Source organism: Actinokineospora xionganensis (assembly GCF_014323725.1).
Taxonomy (GTDB): Bacteria; Actinomycetota; Actinomycetes; order Mycobacteriales; family Pseudonocardiaceae; genus Actinokineospora; species Actinokineospora xionganensis.
The window spans coordinates 39,441-65,403 of sequence record NZ_JABVED010000002.1 but is presented as its reverse complement, the minus strand read 5'-3'; the positions used below and the strand labels follow the sequence as shown (position 1 = coordinate 65,403).

Annotated in this window: 27 protein-coding genes; 22 read left to right on the top strand and 5 right to left on the bottom strand. The window is 69.2% G+C overall.

What is annotated here, in order from left to right; all coding sequences use genetic code 11:
• Nucleotides 1–39 precede the first annotated feature (39 nt).
• Together GPZ80_RS03800 and GPZ80_RS03795 are read left to right on the top strand one after the other, a co-directional pair.
• A complete protein-coding gene (locus GPZ80_RS03800; protein ID WP_312880103.1) occupies nucleotides 40–288 on the top strand; it encodes a type II toxin-antitoxin system prevent-host-death family antitoxin in 249 nt (82 codons plus the stop codon).
• Nucleotides 285–548 carry a type II toxin-antitoxin system RelE family toxin gene (locus GPZ80_RS03795; protein WP_187218380.1) on the top strand — a complete coding sequence of 88 codons (264 nt, stop codon included), beginning with the start codon at nucleotides 285–287 and terminating at the stop codon, nucleotides 546–548. The genes GPZ80_RS03800 and GPZ80_RS03795 overlap by 4 nt, the downstream gene beginning before the upstream one ends.
• On the opposite strand, the gene GPZ80_RS03790 is transcribed toward GPZ80_RS03795, so the two are convergent.
• Together GPZ80_RS03790 and GPZ80_RS03785 are read right to left on the bottom strand one after the other, a co-directional pair.
• Nucleotides 545–1,861 (bottom strand): carboxyl transferase domain-containing protein, encoded by a 1,317-nt coding sequence (locus tag GPZ80_RS03790; RefSeq protein ID WP_187218938.1) that lies wholly within the window; start codon nucleotides 1,859–1,861, stop codon nucleotides 545–547. The two genes, GPZ80_RS03795 and GPZ80_RS03790, sit on opposite strands and share 4 nt — an antisense overlap.
• Nucleotides 1,854–3,233 (bottom strand): acyl-CoA synthetase, encoded by a 1,380-nt coding sequence (locus GPZ80_RS03785; protein ID WP_187218935.1) that lies wholly within the window; start codon nucleotides 3,231–3,233, stop codon nucleotides 1,854–1,856. The genes GPZ80_RS03790 and GPZ80_RS03785 overlap by 8 nt, the downstream gene beginning before the upstream one ends.
• 116 nt (nucleotides 3,234–3,349) lie before the next feature.
• Between GPZ80_RS03785 and tsaB the strand changes: the two genes are divergently transcribed.
• From tsaB to tsaD, 3 genes are read left to right on the top strand one after another with little or no spacing between them, the layout of a single operon-like run.
• Nucleotides 3,350–4,006 (top strand): tRNA (adenosine(37)-N6)-threonylcarbamoyltransferase complex dimerization subunit type 1 TsaB, encoded by a 657-nt coding sequence (tsaB, locus tag GPZ80_RS03780; protein ID WP_187218379.1) that lies wholly within the window; start codon nucleotides 3,350–3,352, stop codon nucleotides 4,004–4,006.
• A 2-nt stretch (nucleotides 4,007–4,008) separates the two neighbouring features.
• The gene (gene rimI, locus GPZ80_RS03775; protein ID WP_187218932.1) at nucleotides 4,009–4,485 is read left to right on the top strand and encodes a ribosomal protein S18-alanine N-acetyltransferase; all 477 of its coding nucleotides are present in this window, start codon (nucleotides 4,009–4,011) and stop codon (nucleotides 4,483–4,485) included.
• Nucleotides 4,482–5,525 carry a tRNA (adenosine(37)-N6)-threonylcarbamoyltransferase complex transferase subunit TsaD gene (gene tsaD, locus GPZ80_RS03770; RefSeq protein ID WP_187218378.1) on the top strand — a complete coding sequence of 348 codons (1,044 nt, stop codon included), beginning with the start codon at nucleotides 4,482–4,484 and terminating at the stop codon, nucleotides 5,523–5,525. Before rimI ends, tsaD begins: the two co-directional genes overlap by 4 nt.
• Before the next feature lie 309 nt (nucleotides 5,526–5,834).
• Here tsaD and GPZ80_RS03765 read toward each other — a convergent pair whose 3' ends face one another.
• Nucleotides 5,835–6,320, bottom strand: a complete 486-nt coding sequence (locus GPZ80_RS03765) for a GNAT family N-acetyltransferase (RefSeq protein WP_312880102.1) — start codon at nucleotides 6,318–6,320, stop codon at nucleotides 5,835–5,837.
• 324 nt (nucleotides 6,321–6,644) lie between these two features.
• On the opposite strand from GPZ80_RS03765, the gene GPZ80_RS03760 reads away from it, so the two are divergent.
• From GPZ80_RS03760 to groL, 5 genes are all read left to right on the top strand, one after another.
• On the top strand, nucleotides 6,645–7,355 hold the full coding sequence (locus tag GPZ80_RS03760) for a hypothetical protein (RefSeq protein WP_187218377.1): 711 nt from the start codon (nucleotides 6,645–6,647) through the stop codon (nucleotides 7,353–7,355).
• Nucleotides 7,331–8,353 carry a hypothetical protein gene (locus GPZ80_RS03755; protein ID WP_187218376.1) on the top strand — a complete coding sequence of 341 codons (1,023 nt, stop codon included), beginning with the start codon at nucleotides 7,331–7,333 and terminating at the stop codon, nucleotides 8,351–8,353. The genes GPZ80_RS03760 and GPZ80_RS03755 overlap by 25 nt, the downstream gene beginning before the upstream one ends.
• A 55-nt stretch (nucleotides 8,354–8,408) precedes the next feature.
• Nucleotides 8,409–9,176: a hypothetical protein gene (locus tag GPZ80_RS03750; RefSeq protein ID WP_187218375.1), complete on the top strand. Its 768-nt coding sequence runs from the start codon at nucleotides 8,409–8,411 to the stop codon at nucleotides 9,174–9,176.
• A gap of 710 nt (nucleotides 9,177–9,886) precedes the next feature.
• The gene (gene groES / locus GPZ80_RS03745; RefSeq protein ID WP_091384212.1) at nucleotides 9,887–10,180 is read left to right on the top strand and encodes a co-chaperone GroES; all 294 of its coding nucleotides are present in this window, start codon (nucleotides 9,887–9,889) and stop codon (nucleotides 10,178–10,180) included.
• 94 nt (nucleotides 10,181–10,274) lie between these two features.
• Nucleotides 10,275–11,897 (top strand): chaperonin GroEL, encoded by a 1,623-nt coding sequence (groL, locus tag GPZ80_RS03740; RefSeq protein WP_187218374.1) that lies wholly within the window; start codon nucleotides 10,275–10,277, stop codon nucleotides 11,895–11,897.
• A 57-nt stretch (nucleotides 11,898–11,954) separates the two neighbouring features.
• Here groL and GPZ80_RS03735 read toward each other — a convergent pair whose 3' ends face one another.
• Nucleotides 11,955–12,254 (bottom strand): WhiB family transcriptional regulator, encoded by a 300-nt coding sequence (locus tag GPZ80_RS03735; RefSeq protein WP_091384209.1) that lies wholly within the window; start codon nucleotides 12,252–12,254, stop codon nucleotides 11,955–11,957.
• Between the two features lie 202 nt (nucleotides 12,255–12,456).
• Here GPZ80_RS03735 and GPZ80_RS03730 point away from each other — a divergent pair, with 202 nt between their 5' ends.
• From GPZ80_RS03730 to GPZ80_RS03710, 5 genes are all read left to right on the top strand, one after another.
• The gene (locus GPZ80_RS03730; protein WP_312880100.1) at nucleotides 12,457–13,518 is read left to right on the top strand and encodes a MerR family transcriptional regulator; all 1,062 of its coding nucleotides are present in this window, start codon (nucleotides 12,457–12,459) and stop codon (nucleotides 13,516–13,518) included.
• Nucleotides 13,515–14,417, top strand: a complete 903-nt coding sequence (locus GPZ80_RS03725) for a hypothetical protein (RefSeq protein WP_187218372.1) — start codon at nucleotides 13,515–13,517, stop codon at nucleotides 14,415–14,417. The genes GPZ80_RS03730 and GPZ80_RS03725 overlap by 4 nt, the downstream gene beginning before the upstream one ends.
• A 126-nt stretch (nucleotides 14,418–14,543) precedes the next feature.
• Entirely contained in the window at nucleotides 14,544–15,140 is a 597-nt protein-coding gene (locus GPZ80_RS03720; RefSeq protein ID WP_018682728.1) for a response regulator transcription factor, read from the top strand.
• Nucleotides 15,141–15,338: 198 nt separating this feature from the next.
• The gene (locus GPZ80_RS03715) at nucleotides 15,339–15,911 is read left to right on the top strand and encodes a sigma-70 family RNA polymerase sigma factor (protein ID WP_187218371.1); all 573 of its coding nucleotides are present in this window, start codon (nucleotides 15,339–15,341) and stop codon (nucleotides 15,909–15,911) included.
• Complete coding sequence (locus tag GPZ80_RS03710; RefSeq protein ID WP_187218370.1) at nucleotides 15,912–16,958, top strand: anti-sigma-D factor RsdA; 1,047 nt, start codon at nucleotides 15,912–15,914, stop codon at nucleotides 16,956–16,958.
• Between the two features lie 116 nt (nucleotides 16,959–17,074).
• On the opposite strand, the gene GPZ80_RS32425 is transcribed toward GPZ80_RS03710, so the two are convergent.
• Complete coding sequence (locus GPZ80_RS32425; protein ID WP_376771632.1) at nucleotides 17,075–17,515, bottom strand: DUF5319 domain-containing protein; 441 nt, start codon at nucleotides 17,513–17,515, stop codon at nucleotides 17,075–17,077.
• A 164-nt stretch (nucleotides 17,516–17,679) separates the two neighbouring features.
• Between GPZ80_RS32425 and guaB the strand changes: the two genes are divergently transcribed.
• The 7 genes from guaB (at nucleotide 17,680) to GPZ80_RS03670 (ending at nucleotide 25,641) form a co-directional block, all read left to right on the top strand.
• Complete coding sequence (gene guaB, locus GPZ80_RS03700; RefSeq protein WP_187218926.1) at nucleotides 17,680–19,191, top strand: IMP dehydrogenase; 1,512 nt, start codon at nucleotides 17,680–17,682, stop codon at nucleotides 19,189–19,191.
• A gap of 25 nt (nucleotides 19,192–19,216) precedes the next feature.
• Nucleotides 19,217–20,362: a GuaB3 family IMP dehydrogenase-related protein gene (locus tag GPZ80_RS03695; protein WP_187218368.1), complete on the top strand. Its 1,146-nt coding sequence runs from the start codon at nucleotides 19,217–19,219 to the stop codon at nucleotides 20,360–20,362.
• Nucleotides 20,359–20,865: a GNAT family N-acetyltransferase gene (locus GPZ80_RS32420; protein WP_187218367.1), complete on the top strand. Its 507-nt coding sequence runs from the start codon at nucleotides 20,359–20,361 to the stop codon at nucleotides 20,863–20,865. The genes GPZ80_RS03695 and GPZ80_RS32420 overlap by 4 nt, the downstream gene beginning before the upstream one ends.
• Before the next feature lie 73 nt (nucleotides 20,866–20,938).
• On the top strand, nucleotides 20,939–22,657 hold the full coding sequence (locus GPZ80_RS03685; protein ID WP_187218366.1) for a GMC family oxidoreductase: 1,719 nt from the start codon (nucleotides 20,939–20,941) through the stop codon (nucleotides 22,655–22,657).
• A 77-nt stretch (nucleotides 22,658–22,734) separates the two neighbouring features.
• A complete protein-coding gene (locus tag GPZ80_RS03680) occupies nucleotides 22,735–23,049 on the top strand; it encodes a plasmid pRiA4b ORF-3 family protein (RefSeq protein ID WP_312880098.1) in 315 nt (104 codons plus the stop codon).
• A gap of 67 nt (nucleotides 23,050–23,116) precedes the next feature.
• Nucleotides 23,117–24,082, top strand: coding sequence for an MBL fold metallo-hydrolase (locus tag GPZ80_RS03675; RefSeq protein WP_187218365.1), 966 nt, complete (start codon nucleotides 23,117–23,119; stop codon nucleotides 24,080–24,082).
• Nucleotides 24,079–25,641, top strand: a complete 1,563-nt coding sequence (locus GPZ80_RS03670) for an FAD-dependent monooxygenase (protein ID WP_312880097.1) — start codon at nucleotides 24,079–24,081, stop codon at nucleotides 25,639–25,641. The genes GPZ80_RS03675 and GPZ80_RS03670 overlap by 4 nt, the downstream gene beginning before the upstream one ends.
• Nucleotides 25,642–25,963: the final 322 nt, after the last annotated feature.

The following is a 25,963-nucleotide window of genomic DNA, read 5'->3' as shown; positions in this document are numbered from 1 at the left end:
ATTTGATACATGACGGCTGCCCGCGACCACGAAGTAAGCGTGACTGATGCGCGCGCCCAGCTTCCCGAGCTGCTGGACACGCATGTCCGCGATGGCGATGTTGTCTACCTGACCCGATACGGCCGAAGGGTCGGCGCCGTCGTCCCCGCCGAGGTCGCGGAGCGACTCGAAGAGCTTGAGGACGCGTACTGGTCGCAGCGCGCCTCCGATGTGCTGGCCAAGGGCGAGACGACTGTCCCGTGGGATGAGGCTGTGGCACTGCTGGAAGCCGGAGACCTCGACCGGTGACCTGTCGGATCGAAATCGCCCGAGAGGCGATCCGAGCGCTTGCGAAGCTCGACAAGCCGATCCGCCGTCGGCTGCAGACCGCGATCACCAAGCTGGGCGACGATCCTCGCCCACATGGCGCCATCGCCCTCCAGGGCTTGAGCGGCGCGTATCGCGTCCGCGTGGGCGACTACCGCGTTGTCTATACCGTTGATGACGGTCGGCTCGTGGTTCTGGTCGTCGATCTTGGCCACCGGCGCGAAATCTATCGAGATCTCTAGTCTGCGATTCCTCGAACAACACCCAACTCGACAAGATCCGCTGGTCGCAACCGCAACTGCTCGGCGGTGGCAGGAACCTCGTCAGGCGACCGCTTCAAGATCGCGGCGCACAACTCCGGTGCGATGACCGAGAAGTAGGCATCCGGTGTGATCCAAGTCCGGTCCGGCGCGGCCAACGCCAAAGCGCCACCAGACCCACCTTCCCCGATCACCAACGTCGTGACCGGCACCCGAGCCGCCGCCACCGTCGCGAACAGCTCCGCGATAGCCGGCCCAACGCCCGCCCGCTCAGCGGCAGCGTCATTCGCCGCCCCCGGTGTGTCGACCAAGGTCAGCACCGAAATTCCCAACCGCTCAGCCAACCGAATCAGCCGAGCCGCAGTCCGAAACCCGGCAGGCGTCGTAGCGGTCCCAGTCTGGGCCGCATATGCGATGGAATGCCGCCCCCGCATTCCGATCCCGCACATCATCCCGGCATCCACGCCACCGCAACGATCCCCGGAGATCGACCGCCGCACATCGAAGTAATCGTCCAAATAGGACTCGGCATGCGGCCGAACTGCCGACCGAGCGTGCTGCACCGCCGACCATGCATCGGAAGCGGGCTCGACAGAACCCAGCGCTCGCGGCACCTCGGCAGGCTCAGGCGTGCCAGAACTCAGCAACAGTAACCATTCCGCCAAAACGGAACCGACATCCTCGAGAGCGCACACCTCGTCGATGTGTCCATGAGCAAGCTGTCCTTCAGCCGTATAGGCCGGGTCATCAGCCACCGGCCGCACCCGCCGTCCGGCGAACCCGACCTGCGCCTCCTCGACCCCGATGACCACATCCGCACCCGCGCCGAGCGAAGCCCACAGCCCGCCGGTCGTCGGGTCGCGGAGCACCGAGATCTGCGGAACCCCAGCCTGGTGCAGCAGCGTCGACTGCCGCGCGACGCGTTGAAGTTGGTGTAGGGAAACCATTCCCTCATGCATCCGGCTGCCGCCGGTGGCGATCAGCGAGACCAGCGGCGTCCTGGTCTCTCGGGCCCGAGCGAACGCGTACTCGATCCGATCGCCGGTCGCACTGCCGACCGATCCGCCCAGGAATCGGAAGTCGAACACCACGAGCACGGCCGCAACACCACCCACGCGACCTTCGCCGCACACCACGGACTCGGTTTCACCCGAGGCCCGGGACGCCCGCTCCCGTGCTTCCCCATACCCGTCCCAGTCCAGTGGTCCGTCCCCGGACGCCAACGCTTTCGTGGGAAACTCGGTGAAGTCGGTGCTGATGGCGGCGATCAGGTGCCGCGCTCCCTCGTCAGGCATGCAGGGCTCGCTTGGTGACCTTGCCCATTTCGTTGCGCGGCAACGCTTCCAAGTAGTGGACCACCCGCGGACGCTTGTGCGGTGACAGCAGTGCGGCCACATGGTCGGCCAGTTCCTTGACCGGCGGCGGCTCGCCCGACGGCACCACCCACGCCACGATCCGCTCACCCAAGTCCTCGTCCGGCTCACCCGTCACCGCGACCTCCGCGACCCCCGGGTGTTCCAGCAGCGCGTTCTCGATCTCGCCCGCGCCGATCTTGTAGCCGCCGCTCTTGATCAGGTCCGTGGCCCGCCGCCCGACGATCCGCACATACCCGTCCGCCGACCGCACCGCCATGTCCCCGGTCCGGAACCACCCGTCCCGCAACGCTTCCGCGGTCGCGTCCGGGCGATTCAGGTACCCCAGGAACAGGTTCGGCCCGCGCACCTCGATCTCACCGATCTCGCCGTCGGGCACCAAGGCGCCGTTGTCCACCAGCCGCAGTTCCACGCCGTCCACCGCGGGCCCCACGAATCCGGGCCGTCGGTCGCCGGACGCGCGCACGGCGCAGTTCATCAGGGTCTCGGTCATCCCATAGCGCTCGACAACCCCCTGGCCCGTCGCCTTGGCGATCCGCGCGTGGTCGGTCGCGGGCAGCGCCGCCGAGCCCGACACCAGCAGTCGCGCCCCGCCGACAGCCGCGGCCAACTCGGCGTCGGCCTCGCAGTCGGCGGCGAGCCGGTGGTACATCGTCGGAACCCCGAACATGACCGTCGCCGACCCGGACAGTGCCTCGGCGATGGCGCGCGTGTCGAACTTCCCGAGGTGGTGTACCGCGCCACCGCGGCGCAGCGGGCCGAGCACACCCAGGATCAACCCGTGCACGTGGAACAGCGGCAGCGCATGTACGACGGTGTCCGCCGCTGTCCACTCCCACGCCTCCGCGAGCGCGTCGAGATTCGAGGCGATGGCGCGGCGGGGCAGCAGCACACCCTTCGGCGGCCCGGTGGTGCCCGAGGTGTAGACGACGAACGCAGGCGATTCCGGGTCGGCCTCGGGAGGCAGCGGCCCGTCGAGGCGGGCCGTCACGTCGATCGTCACCCCATCGGGGCCGCCGATCACCAGGTCGGGTGAGCTGTCGCCCAGGATGTGCGCCAGTTCGCGCTCGCCGGTCTTCGGGTTGATCGGCACCACGGCCGCCCCAGCGATGAGCGCGCCGACGACCGCGACACAGGTCCGCAAGCTCGGGGTGGCCCAGACGGCGACCCGGCGGGCCCCGCCGACCTGGGCCGCGACCGCCTTGGCCGCGGCGGCGAGTTCGGCGTGGGTGAGGACGTCGGCCCCGAATCGCAGCGCTTCACGCTCGTCCGGATCAGCCAGGGTGGGCAGCAGCACGAGGCCAACCCTAGTGCGGCCGGGCGCTCACGGGCAGTTATGACGGTCACGCGCGCAAGCGTTTGCGACCGCGCCCCACGTGCCCGAAGGCACGCCTCGTACTCTTGACAACCGTGCTGGTACTCGCTGTGGACACCGCTACACCCGCGGTCACCGCCGGTGTCGTCGAACTGACCGACGGGCGCGCCCGCGTGTTGGCCGAGTGCGTCACGGTCGACGCCAAGGCGCACGGGGAACTGCTCACCCCGCACGTGCGCGACGCCCTCGCCGCCGCGGGCCGGACCCTGGCCGACCTCGACGCGATCGTCTGCGGAATCGGCCCGGGCCCGTTCACCGGTCTACGCGCGGGCATGGTCACCGCCGCCGCCCTCGGCCACAGCCTCGACCTGCCGGTCCACCCGGTCTGCTCGCTCGACGCGATCGCCGCCGACGCGCCGGGGGAGCCACTGCTCGTGGTCACCGACGCGCGCCGCCGCGAGGTCTACTGGGCCGCCTACGACGGCGCCCGGACCACCGAGCCCGCCGTCACCCCGCCCGCCGAACTCGCCGAGCGGGTCGCCGAACTCGGCGTCGTCCGCGCCGCGGGCTATGGCGCCAAGCTCTACGCCGACGTCCTGGGTCTGCCCGTCGTCGGCCCGGACCACCCGAGCCCGGCGGGCCTGGTCGCCGCCGCCGACTTGACCACCGACCCCGGTCCGCTCACCCCGCTCTACCTGCGCAGGCCCGACGCGGTCGAGCCCGGCGCGCGCAAGCGGGTGAGTCCGAGGTGAGCGTGCGCCTCGAACCGCTGCGGCGCGAGGACCTGCGCCGCTGCGCCGAACTGGAGAAGATCCTGTTCTCCGGCGAAGACCCGTGGAGTGAGTCCGCGTTCGCCTCCGAGCTGGACTGGGGTCACTACTACCTCGGCGCCTACCTCGACGACCAACTCGTCGGCTACGCCGGGCTCTCCGTGGCCGGAGCGCCCGGAGACATGGAAGCCAGCGTGCACACCCTCGGTGTCGACCCGAAGTTCCAGCGCCAGGGCATCGGCGAACTGCTGCTGTGCGCCCTGCTCGCCCGGGCCGACGAGGAGTCCGCCGCGGTGTTCCTCGAAGTGCGCACGGACAACAAGTCCGCCATCGCGCTCTATGAGAAGCACGGCTTCACCACCATCGGCCTGCGCCGCCGCTACTACCAGCCCTCGGGCGCCGACGCCTACACGATGGCACGGCCCGAGAACGCCGGAGTCCCCGTGGAGGAGACCACGTGACGATCATCCTGGGCATTGAGAGCTCGTGCGACGAGACCGGCGTCGGCATCGTCCGTCTCGGCCGCGACGGCGGCGTCGAGCTGCTCGCCGACGAGGTCGCGTCCAGCGTCGACCAGCACGTCCGCTTCGGTGGCGTGGTCCCCGAGATCGCCAGCCGGGCGCACCTGGAGGCGATGGTCCCGACCATGCGTCGCGCGTTCGAGACCGCCGGTCTCGGACTGTCCGATGTGGACGCGATCACCGTCACCTGCGGGCCCGGCCTGTCCGGCGCCCTGCTGGTCGGCGTCTCGGCCGCGAAGGCGTACGCGATGTCGCTGGGCGTTCCCCTCTACGGCGCCAACCACCTCGCGGGCCACGTTGCCGCGGACACGCTCGACCACGGTCCGCTGCCCTCTCCGTGCCTGGCCCTGCTGGTCTCCGGCGGCCACAGTCAGCTCCTGCGCGTGGACGACCTGTCCGGCAAGATCACCGAAATCGGCTCGACTATCGACGACGCCGCGGGCGAGGCCTACGACAAGGTCGCCAGGGTCATCGGCCTGCCCTACCCCGGCGGCCCGCCGATCGACAAGGCCGCGCAGCGCGGCAACCCCAGGGCGATCGCCTTCCCCCGCGGCCTCACTGGCCCGCGCGACGCGAAGTACGACTTCTCCTTCTCCGGGCTCAAGACCTCCGTCGCCCGCTGGGTCGAGGCCCGCGAACGCGACGGCGAGGAGATCCCGGTCGACGACGTCTGCGCGTCGTTCCAGGAGGCCGTCGCCGACGTCCTGACCGCGAAGGCCGTGCGCGCCGCGACGGAACTCGGTATCGGCACCATGGTCATCTCCGGCGGTGTCGCCGCGAACTCGCGCCTGAAGGTCCTGGCCGCCGAACGCTGCGCCGCCGCGGGCATCGAACTGCGCGTGCCCCGACCCCGGCTGTGCACCGACAACGGCGCCATGATGGCCGCCCTCGGCGCCCACTTGGTGGCGGCGGGCGTCCAGCCGTCCTCTTTGGACCTCTCGGCGAACCCGGCCCTTCCGGTCTCGACGGTCTCGGTCTAAATCGCGTTGCCCTCCGCGGGCGTGTCGGACATAGTTCCGTTCGACAGCAACCGATCCCGGAGGTGAGTGTGCCCAGCAAGTCCGAAGCCAATCGGCTGCCGGAGTGCGCCCACCGCCGGGGTTCCCCATGATCACCTGATCGTGAGGAGCCGCCGTTCGGAGTCTCGAATGGCGGCTTTTTTGTTGTCAGCGCCCGGCTTCCTGGGGGAGCCGGGGGCGTCCCGCGCACGGGCGGTCCCATCCCATCAACCATTCGGTCCGGTGCACCGGGCGGAAGTGCTTCCGTGCGAGCACTTCCGCCCGAACCAGTCACCGCCGCATACACACCCTGATCGCCGGGTCCAACCCAAGCTTCGCCTCGTGCGCCACCAACTCGGCCAACCCCGGTGTTGGCTCCACGACCTCGAACCCGATTTTCGCGTAGTAGACCCCGTTCCACGGCAGGTCCCGGTAGGTCGTCAGCGTCAGCCCAGCCAGCCCCCGCTCGCGCGCCCACGGGTCAAGGTGATCGATCAGCCCGGCCCCGAGCCGCCGCCCCCGAAACCATGGATCAACACTCACCTGTGCGATATGCGCGCACCCGTCGACCACCTCGGCGAGCAGATACCCACCGACCACCCCGTCCTCGACGACCACCCAGCATCGCCCAGCCCCGGCGAACTCCGCGAGCACCTCGACGGGCGGCGGCGGCATGTCGGCGATGAAGTCCATCCCGACCGTCCGGAACACCTCGCCCGCGAGCACCTCGATCTCCCGCAGCCGCTCGAAGTCACCCTCAACCGCTTCGCGGATCACTTGCCTACCCCCTGGTGCGCGTCGGCACTGACCATGCGCGCCCCGTCCCGATTGACCACTCGCCGACGTTACTCGGCGACGACCGACGCTTCCGAGTAATGAGCAGGCGCCGATGTTCTCACCGACTCGCCTGCGTGATCGACCGGGCCCCAGCGGGAAGGTGGTTCGCGCCACTCTCTCAATAGGGCTGAGTGGCCGCCGGAGGCTCCTCCGAACGGATGTATACACAGCGGCCTCCGTCAGGCATCGTTCCCTCTGGCAAACCGGGTCGCATGCCGTCGGGGACGTGCGAAGACCTGACTGGGGAAATGATGTCGCGTCGTCATGTCGGCGCGCGCTCGTACTGGCGCGCGCCTGTTCACTGTTGCCCTCTTGGCCGGTGCCCTCGTTGGGCCGCTCATCTCGACGGTGCTCGAAGATCAAGTTAATGCGCCCGCCGATGTGGTCACCGAGGCACCTGACGCGGCCGCGGCCATGTTCGCGGCTGAGAGACAGGGCTCTCGAGTGGCCGTGGCGAGCGAACGGACACCCTCCAAGGAGGTCTTCGCGAATCCTGGCGGCACCATGACGGCCGAGTACACCGCGGTGCCGACGAAGGTTCGCAGGGGAAACACCTGGGTCCCGATCAATACCGCTATGGCCAAACGCGCCGACGGCTCCGTGGGGCCGGTCGCCGCCATCGGTGATCTCTCGGTAAGCGGTGGCGGCACGGAAGCGCCCTTGCTGCGCATCGTCAAAGATCGCCGGTCGTTCGCCCTGCACTGGTCAGGTCAGTTGCCCACGCCGGTCATGTCCGGCGACAAGGCCACGTACCCGGATGTCATGCCCGGTGTGGACCTTGTGGTCGTGGCACAGCGCAGTGGTTATCAGCAGCACCTCGTGGTCAAGACAGCCGATGCCGCGCGCAACCCGGCACTGGCCAAGATCACTTCCCTGTCGTCGCCCCCGGACTGCGACTGGAGACCGACGAAGCCGGTGTCCTGCGGGCGCTCGACGAGAACGGTGCGGTGGTGTTCCTCGCCCCGCCCTCGATGATGTGGGACTCCAGCGGATTCGCCCCCAGCAACACCGCGAACTCTCGAGCCGCCCGGGTAGGCGTCGAGGTCACCGCCGATTCGGTGACATTGCGGCCCGACCAGGCGTTCTTGGCCGACCGGAACTTGGTCTATCCAGTCGTCATCGACCCAGGTCTGCATCCTGAGGAGAAGACGAACTGGGCGACTGCCCTCTCGGGCAAGCCGACGTCGTCCTACTGGTGGACCAGCGGTGCGGGCAGCTCGGTCGCCCAGGTCGGCCAGTGCTACGACAACGGGTACTGCAACGACATCCACGAAGCGTGGGCGTACTTCCAGTTCGACTCCAGCGACCTCGGCGGCAAGGTTCTGCACAACGCCACTTTCAAGACCGTGGCGACCTATAGCCCGAGCTGCAACGCTCGTGACCACCAACTCCACCTGGCTGATCGGCAGATCACCGCCGGGATGACCTGGGACACCCGCCCGGCCTCGGCACGCCACCTCGGTACCGTCTCGGTAGGGGCCGTGCATACCAACTGCACCGGTCACAAGGGTGTCGAGTTCGACATCGACACGTGGGGCATCGGCACCACAAGCACGTACTACATGCGTGCTTCCAGCAGCACCGACCAGCTCGCCTGGCGCAAGTACGACCCCGCGCAGACCAAGCTGTCCATCGACTACAACACGATTCCGGAAAAGCCCACTGAGCTGAGCACCGATCCGCCACTACCCGCGGCGTGCGGGCACTGCGCTGGAGTTCCGTATCTCGCCGACGCGTCGATCCGGTTGAGGACCCGGTTGAACGACGCGGACGGCGATCTGCTGCGCCCCCAGTGGCGCCTCGCGGAGAACGGCGCCGAAACGGCGGCTTGGGATGGTCCGCAGCAGGCTTCCGGTGCGATGCACGACGTGCAGATCGATCTCACAGGCAAAAACGGCAAGACCGTCGGGTGGTGGGTGCACGGAGCGGACAGCAGGCACTCGAGCACCGCCTTCCCCGCTGGTTCTGCGTGACCCGAGTGGGCTGACCAGTGTGGATGACAGGCGCGGTACCTGCGGGGAACGCCGGGTGGACTGCCAGGCGGCGGCACCTCCGCCAAGTGGTGGTTCGCCTGCTGGTGGATCCCAGCCGAGCGGCGGCAGCACCGTTGCTGATGTGGTGGACGCCGTTACGTCGACCAGTACCAAGGGCTCCGCGAGGCCACTGACTTCGCTCGCCGATCTGCTGGGCGTGCCTGCTCCGAAGCCGCCTGCGCCGAAACTGGTGGAGGGTAAGGACAAAACCGCGCGCGATCTGCTCGCTGAGTGGTACCACTCCGACTACCGGCGCGGCGATCCGGTGATCGTGTACGAATTCTGGGATGGTGACTTCTTCGCCGAGCAGATCCGCAACCACTGGTATTTCCGTCGAGATTTCTGGAACGAAATCAACCCCGCCGTGCTTGCTGGCACGCGAACGGAAGGTACCACCAGCTTCGCCCTTGGTGACCATTCGACGGCGGAGAAGCTTTTCATCATGGCGAACGATATGCTCAATTTCACGAATCTCGGTGGCAATGGAAACCTTGAAGCGTCAACGCTCGGCAGTTTCGATGTTCGTTGGCGTCTAGTCGAGGGCAGTCTGGTAAACGGTTCTTGCATGGTGAAACTCGAGATAAAGAACTTCACTACGGTGAAGTCTGCTCTTAGGGATCCCGTGGGTGGCTACAAGGGGGCGAAATCGGATGGTGCTATACTCTTCCAACATTCCATCAGTCAATTCGGCGGTAAAGCTGGCGTGAGATATCAGCAGGATCAGTGGCAGGTTATTCACCTGCTTGAGGAATGGCGGCCGTGACGTTGAAGCAGGGCAGGGTGAGGTCCACTGTCAGGTGGGCCCTCGCCCTGGCGACGCTGGCATTCAGCTTTACTTCGGCGGCCTGTTCGGCAGTCATTGGATGTGCCCCGTCAAAGCTCGTGATTCCAGCACCCGAACTGGTGGGGAACTATCAGCTTGTTCAGGGCGACTCCACGCTCAAGTTGCGGGATGACGGAACGTTTGTGGCCGTCGCTATTCACGCGGAAGAGACGCCCATGGGGGACACTCGAGAACTGTCTGGAACCGGCACGTGGGAAGCAGTCGTGACCAAGGGCGGGACCAGGGTGAGTCTGAGCTTTCAGAACGCGCCTGAACATCCGGGTGGTTACTATTTCGAGATGACTGCTTCTGGGGATCAGTCGAATCCATGGTTGTATAGATTCGCGGGAGATCCCGACTCCTGTCGGGTGAATCGGTACGACCGCACGCCTGCGTGACGACTTCGCGGGCCAGTCCATAGTCAAGAGTCTCGAAGCGGGCGCCTGTGACGCCGAGAGACCCCCGTTCGACGCTCGGTGGTCAGGCATGCTTCGCCAGGCCGGGGGTGTGTTGCACGGTTAGCACTCGCGTGGGTAGAGTGCCAAATGTACGGCACCAGCACCGCCCCGGCACCCGCGACGGCGGGGTGGCAGGAGCCGTCAGTCATAGGAACCTGCCAACGCTTTCGACGACCCGTGGAGGTCACAGCGGTGAGCGTCAACATCAAGCCGCTCGAGGACAAGATTGTTGTCCAGGCGAGCGAAGCCGAGGCCACGACCGCGTCTGGTCTGGTCATCCCGGACACCGCCAAGGAGAAGCCCCAGGAGGGCAAGGTCCTGGCTGTGGGTCCGGGCCGGATCGACGACAAGGGCAACCGCGTCCCCGTGGACGTGGCTGTCGGCGACGTCGTCATCTACTCCAAGTACGGCGGCACCGAGGTCAAGTACAACGGCGAGGAGTACCTCATCCTCTCCGCCCGCGACGTGCTGGCTGTCGTCAACTAGACACCCGGCTGACCTAGTCGAACGCCCCGGCGGCCCCGTTCGGGGCACCGGGGCGTTCTTCATTCGAGTGCCCGCGTATATCGAGAGGTAATCAATGCCCAAGCAGATCAGTTTCGACGAGGACGCTCGTCGGGCCCTTGAGCGCGGGGTGAACAAGCTCGCCGACGCGGTCAAGGTCACCCTCGGCCCGCGTGGGCGTCACGTCGTGCTCGCCAAGAAGTTCGGTGGGCCGACGGTCACCAACGACGGTGTCACCATCGCCCGTGAGATCGAGTTGGAAGACTCGTTCGAGAACCTGGGCGCGCAGCTGGCCAAGAACGTCGCCACCAAGACCAACGACATCGCGGGCGACGGCACCACCACCGCCACCGTGCTGGCCCAGGCGCTCGTGCGCGTCGGCCTGCGCAACGTGGCCGCCGGCGCCAACCCGACCGCGATCGGCCGGGGCATCCAGGCCGCCTCGGACGCCGTTGTCGCCTCGCTGCTCTCGAAGGCCACGCCCGTCAAGGGCCGCGACAACGTCGCCCAGGTCGGCACCGTCGCCTCGCGTGACGCGTCGATCGGCGCGCTGCTCGGCGAGGCCATCGAGAAGGTCGGCGAGGACGGTGTGATCACCGTGGAGGAGTCCTCCACGCTGGCCACCGAGCTCGTCATCACCGAGGGCGTCCAGTTCGACAAGGGGTACGTCTCGGCGCACTTCGCCACGGACCTCGAGTCGCAGGAAGCCGTGCTGGAGGACTGCTACGTCCTGCTGCACCGCGACAAGATCTCGGCGCTCGCCGACCTGCTGCCGATCCTGGAGAAGGTCGCCGAGTCCGGCAAGTCCGTCCTGATCGTCGCCGAGGACGTCGAGGGTGAGGCGCTGTCGACGCTGGTCGTCAACGCCCTGCGCAAGACGATCAAGGCTGTCGCGGTCAAGGCCCCGTTCTTCGGCGACCGCCGCAAGGCGTTCCTCGATGACCTCGCCGTCGTCACCGGCGGCCAGGTCATCGCCGCCGAGGTCGGCCTCAAGCTGTCCGAGGCGACCCTCGACTCGCTGGGCACCGCCCGCCGCGTCGTGGTCACCAAGGACGAGACCACGCTGGTCGAGGGTGGCGGCTCCAAGGCCGACATCGCCGGTCGGGCCGAGCAGCTCCGCAAGGAGATCGAGGCCTCCGACTCCGACTGGGACCGCGAGAAGCTGCAGGAGCGGCTCGCGAAGCTCTCCGGCGGCGTCGCGGTCATCAAGGTCGGCGCCCCGACCGAGACCGAGCTGTCGGAGCGCAAGCACCGCATCGAGGACGCGGTCGCGGCCACCAAGGCGGCTGTCGAAGAGGGCATCGTCCCCGGAGGCGGTTCCGCGCTGGTGCACGTCGCCAAGGAGCTCGAGGGCAACCTCGGCCTCACCGGTGACGAGGCGACCGGTGTCGCGATCGTCCGCGAGGCGCTCGCCGCGCCGCTGTTCTGGATCGCCACGAACGGCGGCCAGGAAGGTGCGGTCGTCGTCAACAAGGTCGCCGAGCTGCCGTGGGGCCAGGGCTTCAACGCGGCGAAGCTGACCTACGGCGACCTGCTCGCCGACGGTGTCGTCGACCCGGTGAAGGTCACCCGCTCCGCGGTGGCCAACGCGGCGTCGATCGCTCGCATGGTGCTGACCACCGAGGTCTCCATCGTCGAGAAGAAGGCGGAAGAGCCCGCCGGTCAGGGCCACGGCCACGGCCACGGTCACGGCCACTAGTTTTCCCGCACGGAGAAGGCCCGTTCGCCTCGGCGAACGGGCCTTCTCGCGTGTGCGCTAGTTGGCGACGGCCAGCGTGCGTTTCTCGGTTTTGATGATCGCCTCCCGCTCCGACTCCGAAAGCCCGCCCCAGATCCCGTAGGGCTCGTGCACGGCGAGCGCGTGGGTCCGGCAGAGGGACAGGACCGGGCATGCCTGGCAGATCGCCTTGGCCTTGGACTCGCGACGCGCGCGGGCGGGTCCGCGCTCCCCATCCGGATGGAAGAAGAACGCGCTATCCATGCCTCTGCACGAGCCGTCGAGCTGCCAGTCCCACACATCGGCGTTCGGACCGGGGAGCCTGCGAGTGTCCGCCATGATGGCCGCCTCCATGTCTGTGGGAAGGGAGTCAATACTCCATTCGGTGCAGCGGCTTACACGCTAGAACCGCGTCAATACTTGTTCAAGAGTGATCGACTCATTCGTACCGCGATTCAGCCGATCGGCATCACCCAGTCGACGCAGCGTGGTCATGTATCCAGTTGCCGGACACTCGGCGTCACCCGACGATGGTGCGGTGGTGACCAAATCCGAGCAGGCGACACCGAGCGGTTCCACGGACAGTGGGCCGCCGGGGGACAGTGAGGCCGCCGAGGCCGCCGACTCCGACGAATCAGGCGAACCGACGCTTCCGGTCGCCGCCGTGGCCCGCAGGCTCGGCATCGCGCCGTCGACCCTGCGCACCTGGGACCGCCGCTACGGGGTCGGCCCGAGTGGGCACACGACGGGCAGCCACCGCCGGTACGCGCCCTCCGACATCGCCCGCCTGGAGCTGATGCAGCGGGCCCTGCTCAAGGGCGCGGCGCCCGCCGAGGCCGCCGACTATGCCCGCAGGGTCTCCGCGGAGACCGGTGCGGGCAGGCCTCAGTCGGATCGCCAGGCCGAGTCCGTCGCCCCGGCCGACCAGGACAGCGACTGGCTCTCGGACATCGCCGATCAGAGCAGGTCACAGGGGTCGCCGGACCCGCGCGGGCTGGGCCGGGCGGCGCTGGCGATGGACGACGAGTCGATGCAGGTGATGATCGCCGAGGCGATCGAGAGCTACGGCGTGGCAACCACCTGGGACTCGATGATCCGTCCCGTGCTGTCCGCGGTGTCCAATCGCTGGGTGCACGCGGGGGACTGCGTGGAGCTCGAACACCTCGTGGACGAGTGCGTGCTTGCCGCCATGATCCGGGCCACCCCGCTGGTGCCCGCGCCGCGCAACACCCGGCCGATCCTGCTCTGCTGCGCGCCCGGCGAACGGCACTCGCTGCCCCTCTACGTCCTGCGCGCCGCCCTGGCCCGCCGGGGGCTCGGCACCCGCATGCTGGGTGCCGCGCTGCCCGCCGCGTCCCTCGCCGCCGCCGTCCGGCGCACCGCTCCGACCGCCGTGGCGCTCTGGGCGCAGGTTTCGGCCAATGGAGGCGCGGACGTGATCGAGCAGATTCCGCGCACGAGGCAGCACATGCGGATCTTCGCGTGCGGGCCGGGTTGGTTCGACACCGACATGCCGGGCCGGGTCGAGCACCTCGACGATCTCGCGGGCGCGGTGGACCGGATCGAATCCGTCGTGCTCGGCGAGGCAGACTCGACCAGGTGAGTGACCCCGATCGGGCGGCGCGCTGGACGGCCGCATTCGGCGAAAACCCGAAAGCAGTAACGCCCGGCGGGCCCGCCGAGCCGCTCGACTTGTGGTTCGCGGCCGTCGCTCTCGGTGGCCGGGGTCAGTACGCCCGAGCCGCTGACCTGCTGCGGAGGTTGATCTCCAGCCCGGATCCGGTGATCGCCGCGTTGGCCGCCGCGACCCGCGCGTCGCATCTTCGCCAAGTCGGCGGTCACGCCCTCGCCCGGTCGTTCGACGCGGCGGGTCTGAACCGGCTCGCCCGGGCCGGCTTGATCGGGCCCGGCGGCATCGACGGTGATCATCCCGACCTGCCCGGACCCTCTGGCGCCGACGTCCGCGCGGCGCGGTCCGACGTCCTGCTTGGCCTCGCCGCCGACGCCATCGGCCTGGGCCGCACCGCCGAGGCGCGCAGGCTCTTCGGAATCGAGTCCACCTTGGGGGACGCGGGCTGGCGCGCGGAGATCCGGCGGGGTTGGGTCGCGGCGGAGACGGAACTGGGGGCGGGGTCCGCGCGGGCCGCTGTGGTGCCCGCTGAGGCCGCCAGGGCCGCCGCGGCGAGGTCAGGGTCGGTGCGCCACCAGGTCAAGTCAGCGCTCGTGCTGGGGGCCTCGCTGGCCGCCGTCGGAGATCGCGAACGGGCCCGGGTCCTGATCTTCGACGCGCTCGCCGACGCCACCCGGCACGGGCTCGTCCCCCTCGTCTGGCCCTGCGCCATGGTGCTCGCCGACCTCGACCCGGACGAGGCGCGAGCGCACCGGCGCACGGCAGCGCACGCCCTGCACTGTGTGTTACGAAACTGCGACCCGACCGCCCGGAGCCTCGCGATGGCGTCGCCATGGGTCCCGACCTGGCTGTTCTCGAGTTGGTCCGATTAGGTGAACGCACCCAGACGGGCATCCGGCGGATTTGTTGACAGATTTACCACCGGATCGTGTCAAGGTTCGGTGCGCAGCGTCCGATAGGGGAATTGGAACGTCACTCGGCTGCAGGAAGGAGTCCCCGTGACGACGGTCTTGATCTGCGATGACCGACGCAGCGTGCGGGAGGGTTTGACCCGTGTCATGTCCGCTGTACCAGGGGTCAGTCGCATCGACTGCGTAGCGCACGGTGACGAGTTGCTCGCCCGCTTCTCTAGGCAACCGGTGGACGTTGTCCTCGTCGGCACCCAGCGCGCCGTGCCCACCGGTGTGGAAGCCACGCGACGCCTCGTCTCCGCGAACCCGCAGGCCAACGTCATCGTGTTCGGCGCGCCTGACGACGCGGGAAGCATCGCCGCCGCTATCGCGGGTGGCGCCCGCGGATACCTCCGGTGGGACGCCTCGCGTCCGGAGCTTGTGGCCGCCCTTGCCCACACGCTCGCCAGCACCTCGGTGCCCGCGCCGCGTCAGCCCTCCGACCCGGGCGTCCAGCTCACCGACCGCGAACTGCAGGTTCTCCGCGGCATGAGCCAGGGCAAGAGCAATGGGCAGATCGGCCGCGAGCTGTATCTCTCCGAAGACACCGTGAAGACCCACGCCAGGCGGTTGTTCCGCAAGCTGGGGGTCCGGGACCGCGCTCAGGCGGTCGCTCACGGATTCAGGCGCGGCCTGGTGTCGTAAGCCAGTGTCGGCGGCGAGCCGTGCGTGCCCGTGGCAATACGGGCACGCACGGCTCGCCGTGTTTCCGCCACCGTGACGCTGCCCACTCCCGGACCGCCCGTCGCCGGGCGGTACCGTGGGTGCCGACGTGCTGAGGTGAGTGCCTTGGACCGTGTCCATCAATCGACCGCACTAGTAACGCCAAGGCTGCAATCTGCGATGACCACATTGGGGGACGGACTGGACGCTTCGGTAAGCGCTGCCGTCGAGGGCGACCCTCAGGCGATCGGACGGGTCCTCGCGTCCGTTCGGCCCCTCGTAGTGCGCTATTGCCGTGCCCGTGTCGGAAGGCAGGAACGCTCGTTCGCCTCGGCGGACGACGTGGCCCAGGAGGTGTGTCTCGCGGTGTTGACGGCACTGCCTGGCTACCGCGACCAAGGTCGGCCATTCCTGGCGTTCGTCTACGGGATCGCGGCGCACAAGGTGGCCGACGCCCATCGGGCCTCCGCACGAAACCGTGCCGAGCCCGTCGCCGACGTGCCCGACGAGCCGGAGTTGGACGCGGGCCCCGAACAGCGAGCCATGCAGGGAGAACTCAGCAGGCGGATGAGTGATCTACTGCGTGTCCTGCCCGACAAGCAACGTGAGATCGTAGTGCTGCGCGTCGTGGTCGGCCTCTCGGCGGAAGAGACCGCCGAGGCCGTGGGCTCCACCCCGGGCGCGGTTCGGGTGGCCCAACACCGGGCGCTGGCCCGGCTGCGCAAGACATTGTCAGCGGAGGAGGTGGTCTGAGTGTCCGACCAGGGCAAACACGGCAGACGTCGTGATGACGAGGCAGAACTCACCCTGCCCCGCTCCAACAACCCCGACAACGGCACGGTCGTTCCGGTGGACTTCGGTCTGCGGTTCGGCGACGACTTCGACCTGAACGGCCCGGGCGGCGACTCGTTCGGCAGGCTCGACGCGTCCGACCTCGACTCCGAGCTCGATGACGCCATCGACTTCTCGCTCGTGCACGCCGACGACGCCTTCCTCGACGCGCTGGGTGCCGCGATCCGCGGTGAGACCCCCGACGAGACCAGTGTCCGCGACGACGAACTCGCCGCCCTCCTGTCGTCCTGGCGCGACGACGTCGACGCCGAGCCCATCAGGGAGCTCGTCGACACCAAGTACGCCGTGGCCACCGTCATCGCCGCCAAGGCCCGCAGCAGGCGCAGGCCGCGTCTGCTCGTGCCCTTCGCCGCGGCCGCCGCGGTGCTCGCCATCGCCTTCACCGGCGCGGGCCTCGCCGCCAAGGACGCCCAGCCCGGCGACACCCTGTGGGGCCTGACCCGGGTGCTCTACGCCGACCACGCCCGCTCGGTCGAGGCCGCCGTGTCGGTCCGCCAAGACCTGAACATCGCCCAGACGGCGCTGGCCGAGGGCAAGCTCGCCGAAGCCAAGGACAAGCTCGACGAGGCGCAGAAGGGGCTGCCGTCGGTGTCGTCGGAGGACGGCCAGGCCGACCTCGCGGCGCTGCACAGCACCCTGGTCTCCCAACTGCCCGGCAGCCCGGCGAACGAGGCCGCGCCGCCGCCGTCGGCCAACCCGACCACCGCCGCGCCGTCGTCCGCCGTGCCGACCACCGAGCCGACCACGCCTGAGCCCTCGTCGCCGAGCACACCGCCGTCGACCACGACCCCGAGCGCGCCGTCGAGCACCACCGAGGCGCCGACGACGTCGGTCACCGACCCCCAGAGCGAACCTCGCTCCGATCCCGCGACCTCGGGCGGCGGGTCCGTCCCGAACACCGGTGAGGACTCCACCGGATCCGCCCCGGACGCCGTGACCACCCCGTAGGCAGCTGACAGAAGGCCCCCGCCGATCTGAACTGGTCCCCGGAAGCTGGAACTGAATTCTCAGTCCGACTTCCGGGGAGCAGTTCAATCCGGTGGGGGCCTTCTGTTTAGGTCAGCTCAGTGCGCGGTCTCCGACGCGGTGACGCCGTCGGCGTAGCCCCGGCAGTACTCCCAGCTCACGTACGCCTCGGGGTCCGGGTCGAACGCGGGCTCGTGCGGCCGCATGCGCCCGTCGTTGAGCAGCTGTTCGAGGCTGGCGGCCAGTAGGGCCCAGTCGTGGAAGTGCGGCTCCTGGCACTCGCCGCAGTCCACGACGATCCCGCGCACGCCACGCGGCTGCAGGAGCGCCTGGTAGACGGCGAGGTCGGCCAGGTCGTCGAGTAGCTCTACCCGCTCTTCACCGGACATCGGCACACCCGACTCCTCCTGCGGCTCATCCAGCGCGCGGGCCGGGTCGTCGGGATCTCCCGCGAACGGGTCCGGCGGGAGCGCCCCGGAGGGTCTGTCATCCCACGGACCACCCGGGAAGGGGCTCGGCGGAACTGCGTCATGCGGCACGACCACGCACGGTACCGGGCCGACCCGCGCCCGCGCCCGGATACGATGGTGGAACCGTGCACTTCGCGACCCCGCGCGACCCCGCCGCGCGGCCGCAGGCCACCCCCGAACCCCCGGTCCGGCCACCGGGTCCGCCAGCCATGCAGGAAGGTCCGCCACCCATCATGACCAGCGAGCTCAACGCTGACGGAGTCCCCCACAAGTTCGCCACCCTGGGCCTCACTTTCGATGATGTCCTGCTCCAGCCCGCACAGTCGGATGTGATCCCGAGCACGGTGGACACGGGGACTCGCATTTCGCGCAATGTCACGCTGCGCATCCCGCTTGCCTCGGCCGCGATGGACACCGTCACCGAGGCCCGCATGGCGATCGCGATGGCTCGGCAGGGCGGCATCGGCATCCTGCAGCGCAACCTGTCGATCGAGGAGCAGGCGCGCGCGGCTGAAACGGTCAAGCGCTCCGAAGCGGGCATGGTCACCGACCCGGTCACCTGCTCGCCGAACGACACGCTCGCCGAGGTCGACGCGATGTGCGCCCGCTACCGCATCTCCGGCCTGCCGGTGACCGACGCCGAGGGCACGCTCGTCGGCATCATCACCAACCGCGACATGCGCTTCGAGGTCGACCACACCCGCCTGGTCAGCGAGGTCATGACCAAGGGCCCGCTGGTCAGCGCCCAGGTCGGTGTGTCGGCCGAGGCCGCGCTGGGCCTGCTGCGCAGGCACAAGGTGGAGAAGCTGCCGATCATCGACGGCGAGGGCAAGCTCCGCGGCCTGATCACGGTCAAGGACTTCGTCAAGACCGAGCAGTACCCCAACGCGACCAAGGACCCGGACGGCAGGCTCATCTGCGGCGCGGCCGTGGGCGTCGGCGACGACGGCTACAAGCGCGCGATGACCCTGTTCGACGCCGGTGTCGACGTCCTGATGGTCGACACCGCGCACGGCCACTCGCGCGCGGTCCTCGACATCGTGACCCGGCTGAAGAAGGAACTCGGCGACGCGGTCGACGTGGTCGGCGGCAACGTGGCGACCCGCGCGGGTGCGCAGGCCCTGATCGACGCGGGCGCCGACGGCGTCAAGGTCGGCGTCGGCCCCGGCTCGATCTGCACCACCCGTGTGGTCGCCGGTGTCGGTGTCCCGCAGATCACCGCGATCTACGAGGCCGCGCAGGCGTGCGCCCCGGTCAAGGTCCCGGTGATCGGCGACGGCGGCATCCAGCACTCCGGCGACATCGCCAAGGCGATCGCCGCGGGCGCCAGCGCGGTGATGCTCGGCAGCCTGCTCGCCGGCACCGCCGAGGCGCCGGGCGAGCTGATCCTCGTCAACGGCAAGCAGTTCAAGAGCTACCGCGGCATGGGCTCGCTGGGCGCCATGCAGTCGCGCGGTGAGGCCCGGTCCTACTCCAAGGACCGCTACGCCCAGGACGACGTGCTCGCCGAGGACAAGCTGGTCCCCGAGGGCATCGAAGGGCGCATCCCGTTCCGCGGGCCGCTGTCGAGCGTCGTGCACCAGCTCATCGGCGGGCTGCGCGCGGGCATGGGGTACACCGGCTCGCGCACCATCACCGAACTGCAGCAGGCGCAGCTCATCCGCATCACCGCCGCGGGCCTCAAGGAGAGCCACCCGCACGACGTCACCATGACCGTCGAAGCGCCGAACTACACCACTCGCTAGTCAGTGCACTGAGAGGAACATCCAAGTGCGGGATCTTGTCGACATCGGCATGGGTCGGACCGCCCGGCGGGCCTACGGGCTCGACGAGGTCGAGATCGTGCCGTCGCGGCGCACCCGGTCGTCGAAGGACGTCTCCACCGCGTGGCAGATCGATGCCTACCGGTTCGACATCCCACTGATGACCCACCCGACCGACGCGATCGTCTCGCCCGCCATGGCGGTGGCGGTCGGTCAGCAGGGCGGGCTCGGCGTGATCAACGCCGAAGGCCTTTGGGCGCGCCACGCGGGCGCCGAGAAGGTGCTGGCGAAGCTGGTCGAGGCCGCCGACTCCGATGAGGAGGGCGACCCGGGGCTGGTCGGCATGCTGCAGGAGCTGCACGCCGCGCCACTGCGGATCGACCTGATCACCGAGGCGATCAAGCAGGTCCGCGAGTCGGGTGTCACGGTCGCCGCGCGGGTCAGCCCGCAGCACGCCGCCGAGCTCACTCCGCACCTGGTGGCGGCGGGTGTCGAGATCCTCATCGTGCAGGGCACGATCATCTCGGCCGAGCACGTGGCCCGCGAGGAGACGGCGGAGCCGCTCAACCTCAAGGACTTCATCGCCGACCTCGACATCCCGGTCATCGCGGGCGGCGTGCACGACTACCGCACCGCGATGCACCTGATGCGCACCGGCGCGGCGGGCGTGATTGTCGGCTACGGCGACTCCGGCGGGGTCACCACGACCGACAGCTCGCTGGGCATCGGGGTGCCGATGGCGACCGCGATCGTCGACGCCGCGGCCGCGCGCCGCGACTACCTCGACGAGACCGGCGGCCGCTACGTGCACGTCATCGCCGACGGCGGCATCTACACCAGCGGCGACATCGCCAAGGCCATCGGCTGCGGCGCGGACGCCGTCATGCTGGGCGCTCCGCTGGCCATGGCGAGCGAGGCGCCCGCCAAGGGCCTGTACTGGACTCCGGCCGCCGCGCATCCGTCGCTGCCGCGCAGCAGTGTCGAACAGGTCAACTACCGTGAGCCGGTTGATTTGCAGACCCTGCTGTTCGGGCCGTCGTCGGACCCGGACGGCGTGGTCAACCTGTTCGGCGCGCTGCGTCGCTCGATGGCGAAGACCGGCTACTCGGACCTCAAGGAGTTCCAGAAGGTCGGTCTGACGGTTCGGTCGTGAGGAAGGTCGTCGCCGCGGTCGGCCGGGTCGTCCTGGCCGACCAGCTCGAGTCGGACCAGGCCGCCATCCTCGCGGCGAGCGACGGCGCCTTCGACGTCGACCCGGACGACCGGCCGAAGGCGCCGCCAGTCGGGCTGTCGCGGGTCTCGGTGCTCGACGCCGAGACCGGCGAGCTGCTCGGGGTGCTGAGCTGGCACGAGACGGGCTGGGGTCGCACCCGCGCGTGCGGCGCCTGGAATCTGGGCGTCATGCTGCTGCCGGCCGCCCGCGGGCGGGGCTTGGGCGCGGTCGCCGTGCGCCTGCTGATCCGGCACCTGTTCGCCACCACCGACCTCGACCGGGTCGAGGCGGCGACCGATGTCGACAACGTGGCCGCCTGTCGGGCGCTGGAGCGGGCCGGATTCCTGCGCGAGGGCGTCGTGCGCGGCGCGCAGCTTCGCGGGGGCGTCCGCAGGGACATGATCCTGTACGGCGTTTTGCGCTCTGACCTCAAGGAACACTGACTGTTACTTACGGTTACAGGAAATCTTGGGTCTGACTCTGGTCACTGGCTGTTCAGCCCCTTAATCTCTGCATATGGCTACGCAACTCACCGGTAACAACCCGGACTTCGATGTCGTTGTCGTCGGTTCGGGATTCGGCGGCAGCGTGGCCGCGTTGCGGCTCACCGAGAAGGGCTACCGGGTCGCGGTGATCGAGGCGGGCCGCCGCTTCGCCGACGACGAGTTCGCCAAGACCTCGTGGGACGTGCGCAAATACCTCTGGGCCCCCGCGGTCGGGTGCTACGGCATCCAGCGGATCCACATGCTCAAGGACGTCGTGGTGCTGGCCGGGTCGGGTGTCGGCGGCGGATCGCTGGTCTACGCGAACACGCTGTACAAGCCGCTCAAGCCCTTCTACCAGGACCGGCAGTGGGCTGACATCACCGACTGGGAGTCGGAGTTGGCGCCGCACTACGACCAGGCGTCGCGGATGCTCGGCGTGGTCACCAACCCGACCGTGACGCCGTCGGACGAGGTCATGCAGAAGGTCGCCGCCGACATGGGCGTCGCCGACAGCTACCACCCGACACCGGTCGGCGTGTTCTTCGGCGAGCCGGGGGAGAAGGCCGCGGACCCGTACTTCGGCGGCGCGGGCCCTGAGCGCACCGGCTGCACCGAGTGCGGCTCCTGCATGACCGGCTGCCGGGTCGGCGCGAAGAACACGCTGGTCAAGAACTATCTTTACCTGGCGGAGAAGGGCGGAGCCGAAGTTCTGCCGCTGACCACCGTCACCGCACTGCGCGAGCGCGAGGACGGCACCTACGAGGTCGACGTGCGCGCGACCGGCAAGCGCCTCAGGAAGGGCCGCCGGACAATCACCGCGGGCCAGGTCGTGCTCGCCGCGGGCACCTGGGGCACCCAGAACCTGCTCCACAGCATGCGCGACAAGGGCACCCTGCCGAAGCTCTCGGCCAAGCTGGGCGAGCTGACCAGGACCAACTCCGAGTCGATCATCGGCGCCGCCCGCGACAAGGTCGACCCGGACAACAACTACAGCACTGGTGTCGCGATCACGTCGTCGATCCACCCCGACGACATCACCCACATCGAGCCCGTGCGGTACGGCAAGGGCAGCAACGCGATGAGCCTGATGCAGACCATCGCCACCGACGGCGGCTCGAACGTGCCCCGCTGGCGCCAGGCCGTCCGCTTCCTCGTGCGGCACCCGGTCAAGTCCGTCAGCCTGCTGCAGGGCTACCGCTGGAGCGAGCGGACCGTGATCCTGCTGGTGATGCAGAGCCTCGACAACTCGATCACCACGTACACCAAGCCCGGCTGGTTCGGCAGGCGCAAGTACACGTCGAAGCAGGGCCACGGCGAGCCCAACCCGTCGTACATCCCGGCAGGCCAGGTCGCCAACGAACTGACCGCGAAGCACATCGGCGGCACCGCTGGTGGAACCTGGGGCGAGGTCTTCAACATCCCGCTGACCGCCCACTTCATCGGCGGCTGCGCCATCGCCGCCGACGAGTCCCAGGGCGTCATCGACCCGTACCACCGCGTCTTCAACTACCCGGGGATCTCCGTCGTCGACGGCGCCGCCATCACGGCCAACCTGGGCGTGAATCCGTCCTTGACGATCGCCGCCCAGTCCGAGCGCGCGTTCTCCTTCTGGCCGAACAAGGGCGAACCCGACCCGCGTCCGGCGCAGGAAGCGGGCTACCAGCGGATCAAGCCGGTGCCCCCGGCCAACCCGGCCGTCCCGGCCGAGGCCCCGGGTGCGCTGCGGCTGAAGATCGTCGACGTTCGCTGATCAGCCGAGGGTTCGCTGGATCTCGGCGAGGTCCCGGCGAATCGCGGCGTGCCGTTCGCACAGCATCCTCGGTCGCGGTGGGCTGCCCGATCGACCTCGCCCGCTATCGGCTGGTGTTCGGTGCCTGGGACCACGAGATCATGGTCGAGAAGGTGCTCGAACCCGGCAAGGAAGGCACCTTGCCTCGGTGCGCAGGAGGCCGCCGCGCCGCGCCGCCCGAGGACTGCGGCGGCATCTGGGGCTACGCCGACCTCGTCGAAATCCTCGCCGATCCCGCTCACGAGGACCACGCGGACCGGCTCGAATGGCTCGGACTCGACGCCGCCGCCGATTTCGATCCGGGTGTGTTCAGCGCCTCCGAGGTGACCAAGGGCCTGTCCGACCCGCGGTGACGCGGAGTTGTCCACAGCGCCGGCAGAGGATCTTTTGTCGGACGCCACCAGGTGGCACTGTGGAGGCGTGACAAAAGCATTCGCGTCCAGTGCGGACCTGCGACGAAAAGTCGAGACGTTCACCGATCTCGCCGACGGCGTCTACGCGCTCACGGCCGAGGGCGACCCGAACGTTTGCGCCGTCGAGGGCGAAGACTTCCTGGTGTGCTTCGAGGCCCGGGCGACCCCCGCGGCTGCCCGCCGGTGGCTCGACCAGTTGCGCGAACGCACCGACAAGCCGGTTCGCTATCTGGTCCTGAGTCACTACCACGCGGTCCGGACCCTGGGCGCGAGCGCTTTCGACGCTCAGGAGATCGTGGCGCACGAGGCCACGCGGACCCTGATCGCCGAGCGCGGGGAAGCCGACTGGGCCAGTGAGTTCGGGCGGATGCCGCGTTTGTTCGAGGAGCCCGAGAGCATCCCTGGACTCACCTGGCCGACGATCACCTTCACCGACCGGCTGACCATCCCCCTCGGCGGCGACCGGGGCGATCTCGTCCTCGCCTACTGCGGGCGCGGCCACACCGCGGGCGACATCGTCGCCTGGCTGCCGAAGCACAAGATCCTCTTCGCCGGCGACCTGGTCGAGTCCCACGCCGCCCTCTACACCGGCGATGCCTTCCACGACGACTGGGCGACGTCCACTTTGGACAACGTGGCCGCGTTCGGGGCGGAGACGGTGGTCGGCGGCCGGGGCGAGGTCGCCCATGGGCGCGTGGCGGTCGACGCCGCCATCGCACAGAGCAGGCACTTCCTCGACGAACTGCGCCGCATCGTCGGCGAAGTCCACCGCCGCAAGGGAACCGTCGCCGAGGCGTTCACCGCCACGCACGCCGCGCTCGAACCGGAGTACGGCCGGTGGCCGATCTTCGAGCACTGTCTGCCCTTCGACGTCCAGCGCTACTGGGACGAACTCGACGGCGTCGACTGGCCGGTCGTGTGGACCGCCGAACGAGACCGCGAGGTTTGGGCGAGCCTGCGGGGGGAGAAGTGAGCGAGCCGGTGCTGATCGTCGGCGCCGGTCCGGTCGGCCTGACGGGTGCGATTCTCCTTGCCCGCCAAGGAATCCCGACGATCGTCCTGGAATCGCGGGAAACCCGGGCCATCATCGGCAGCCGGGCGATCTGCGTTCAGCGCGACATCTTGGACATCCTGGAGCGGGCCGGGGTCGGCCGAAAGATCGTCGACGCCGGGGTCACCTGGTACTCGGGGCGGATGTTCTACCGGGAGCACGAGGTCGTCGTCATGACGTTCCCCGAGCCGCCACCCGGCCAGTTCCCACCGTTCGTGAACACCCCGCAGAACATCATCGAGCAGATCCTCGAAGACCAGGCGGCGCGCGAGCCCTTGGTCGACCTGCGCTACGACCACACCGTCGTCGCACTCTCGCAGGACGACGACGGTGTCACCCTGTCCGTCGACACCCCGGGTGGCCGGGCCGACGTTCGCGGCACCCACTGCATCGCCGCCGACGGGTCCCGCTCCACCGTGCGCAAGCTGCTTGACCTGCCGTTCGAGGGCCGCTCCTTCGACGACAAGTTCCTGATCACCGACATCCGCGCCAAGCTCGACTTCCCGGTCCCCGAGCGCCGGTTCTACTTCGACCCGGAGTGGAACCCCGGCAGGCAGGTGCTGCTGCACCCGCAGCCCGACTCGGTGTGGCGGATCGACTGGCAGGTCCCGGAGGACTTCGATCTCGACACCGAACGGGAGAACGGCGGCCTGCACGCCCGGGTCCGCCAGGTCATCGGCGAGGGCGCCGACTACGAGCTGATCTGGGCCTCGCTCTACCGGTTCCACCAGCGCAGGGTGCCGCGCATGCGGGTCGACCGGGTCCTGCTGGCTGGCGACGCCGCGCATGTCATGAGCCCCTTCGGGGCCCGCGGCATGAACTCCGGCCTCGCGGACGCGGAGAACGCGGCGTGGAAGCTCGCCGCCGTCCGGTCCGGCTGGGCGGGCCCCGACCTCCTGGACACCTACGACACCGAACGCGGCGCCGCGGCCGACGAGAACCTCAAGGTCACCGCCACGACCATGCGGTTCCTGGTCCCCGCGGACGACGCCGAGCGCGCCCGCCGCAAAGACGTCCTGGAACGAAGCATCCACGACCAGGCCGCGCGATCCGAGATCAACTCCGGCAAGCTCTCGGAACCGTTCTGGTACCTGGATTCCCCACTCACCACCCCCGGCGCCGACACGGCGGCTTTCCCGACCGAACCGAGCGTCCCCCGCCCACCGATCCCCGGCGTCATCTGCCCGGACACCCAGCTCGGCGAAACCCGCCTCCGCGACACCTTCGGCGTGAACTTCACCGTGCTGCTCGGCCCGGCCGCCACCACGCCGGAAGTCCCCGACTCGGTGCCGGCGACGACGGTGGTCCGCCTGACTCAAGAGGCAGCGCAGGAGTTGCAGTTGGCTCCCACCGGCCTCGCCGTCGTCCGCCCAGACGGCTACCTGGCCGCGAAACTCACCGAAGCCCGCACCCGCACAGACTTACCCATCGCCCTCCGCCGCGCGTGCGGATGGGTGCACCAGGAGGCGACGCGGACCTGAGTGGCTCGCAGGGAACGCCGACACCACCACGACCACTCCGGCCGACGGCCGACGGGACAGGCCGAAGACAACGCGCCGACAGGCAGCGTCGTGTCGAGGGCGTCCGGTCACGGACGACGCGAGTCGGCCCGAGCTTCCGGCGGGTGATGGCACCCCCGGCGACCGAGGGCCGACACCACGGTCCCCGTGGCCGCTCGCATCGTCCTGCTGCTCACCGGAGTGGGGCGCCGAGGCGAGAGCCCCGGCATTGGCTGGGGGTGACGGGCGCAAGGAGCTGATCTTCGGTGCGACTCCGGTCACGGCCCCCGTGGCCGGCCATCAA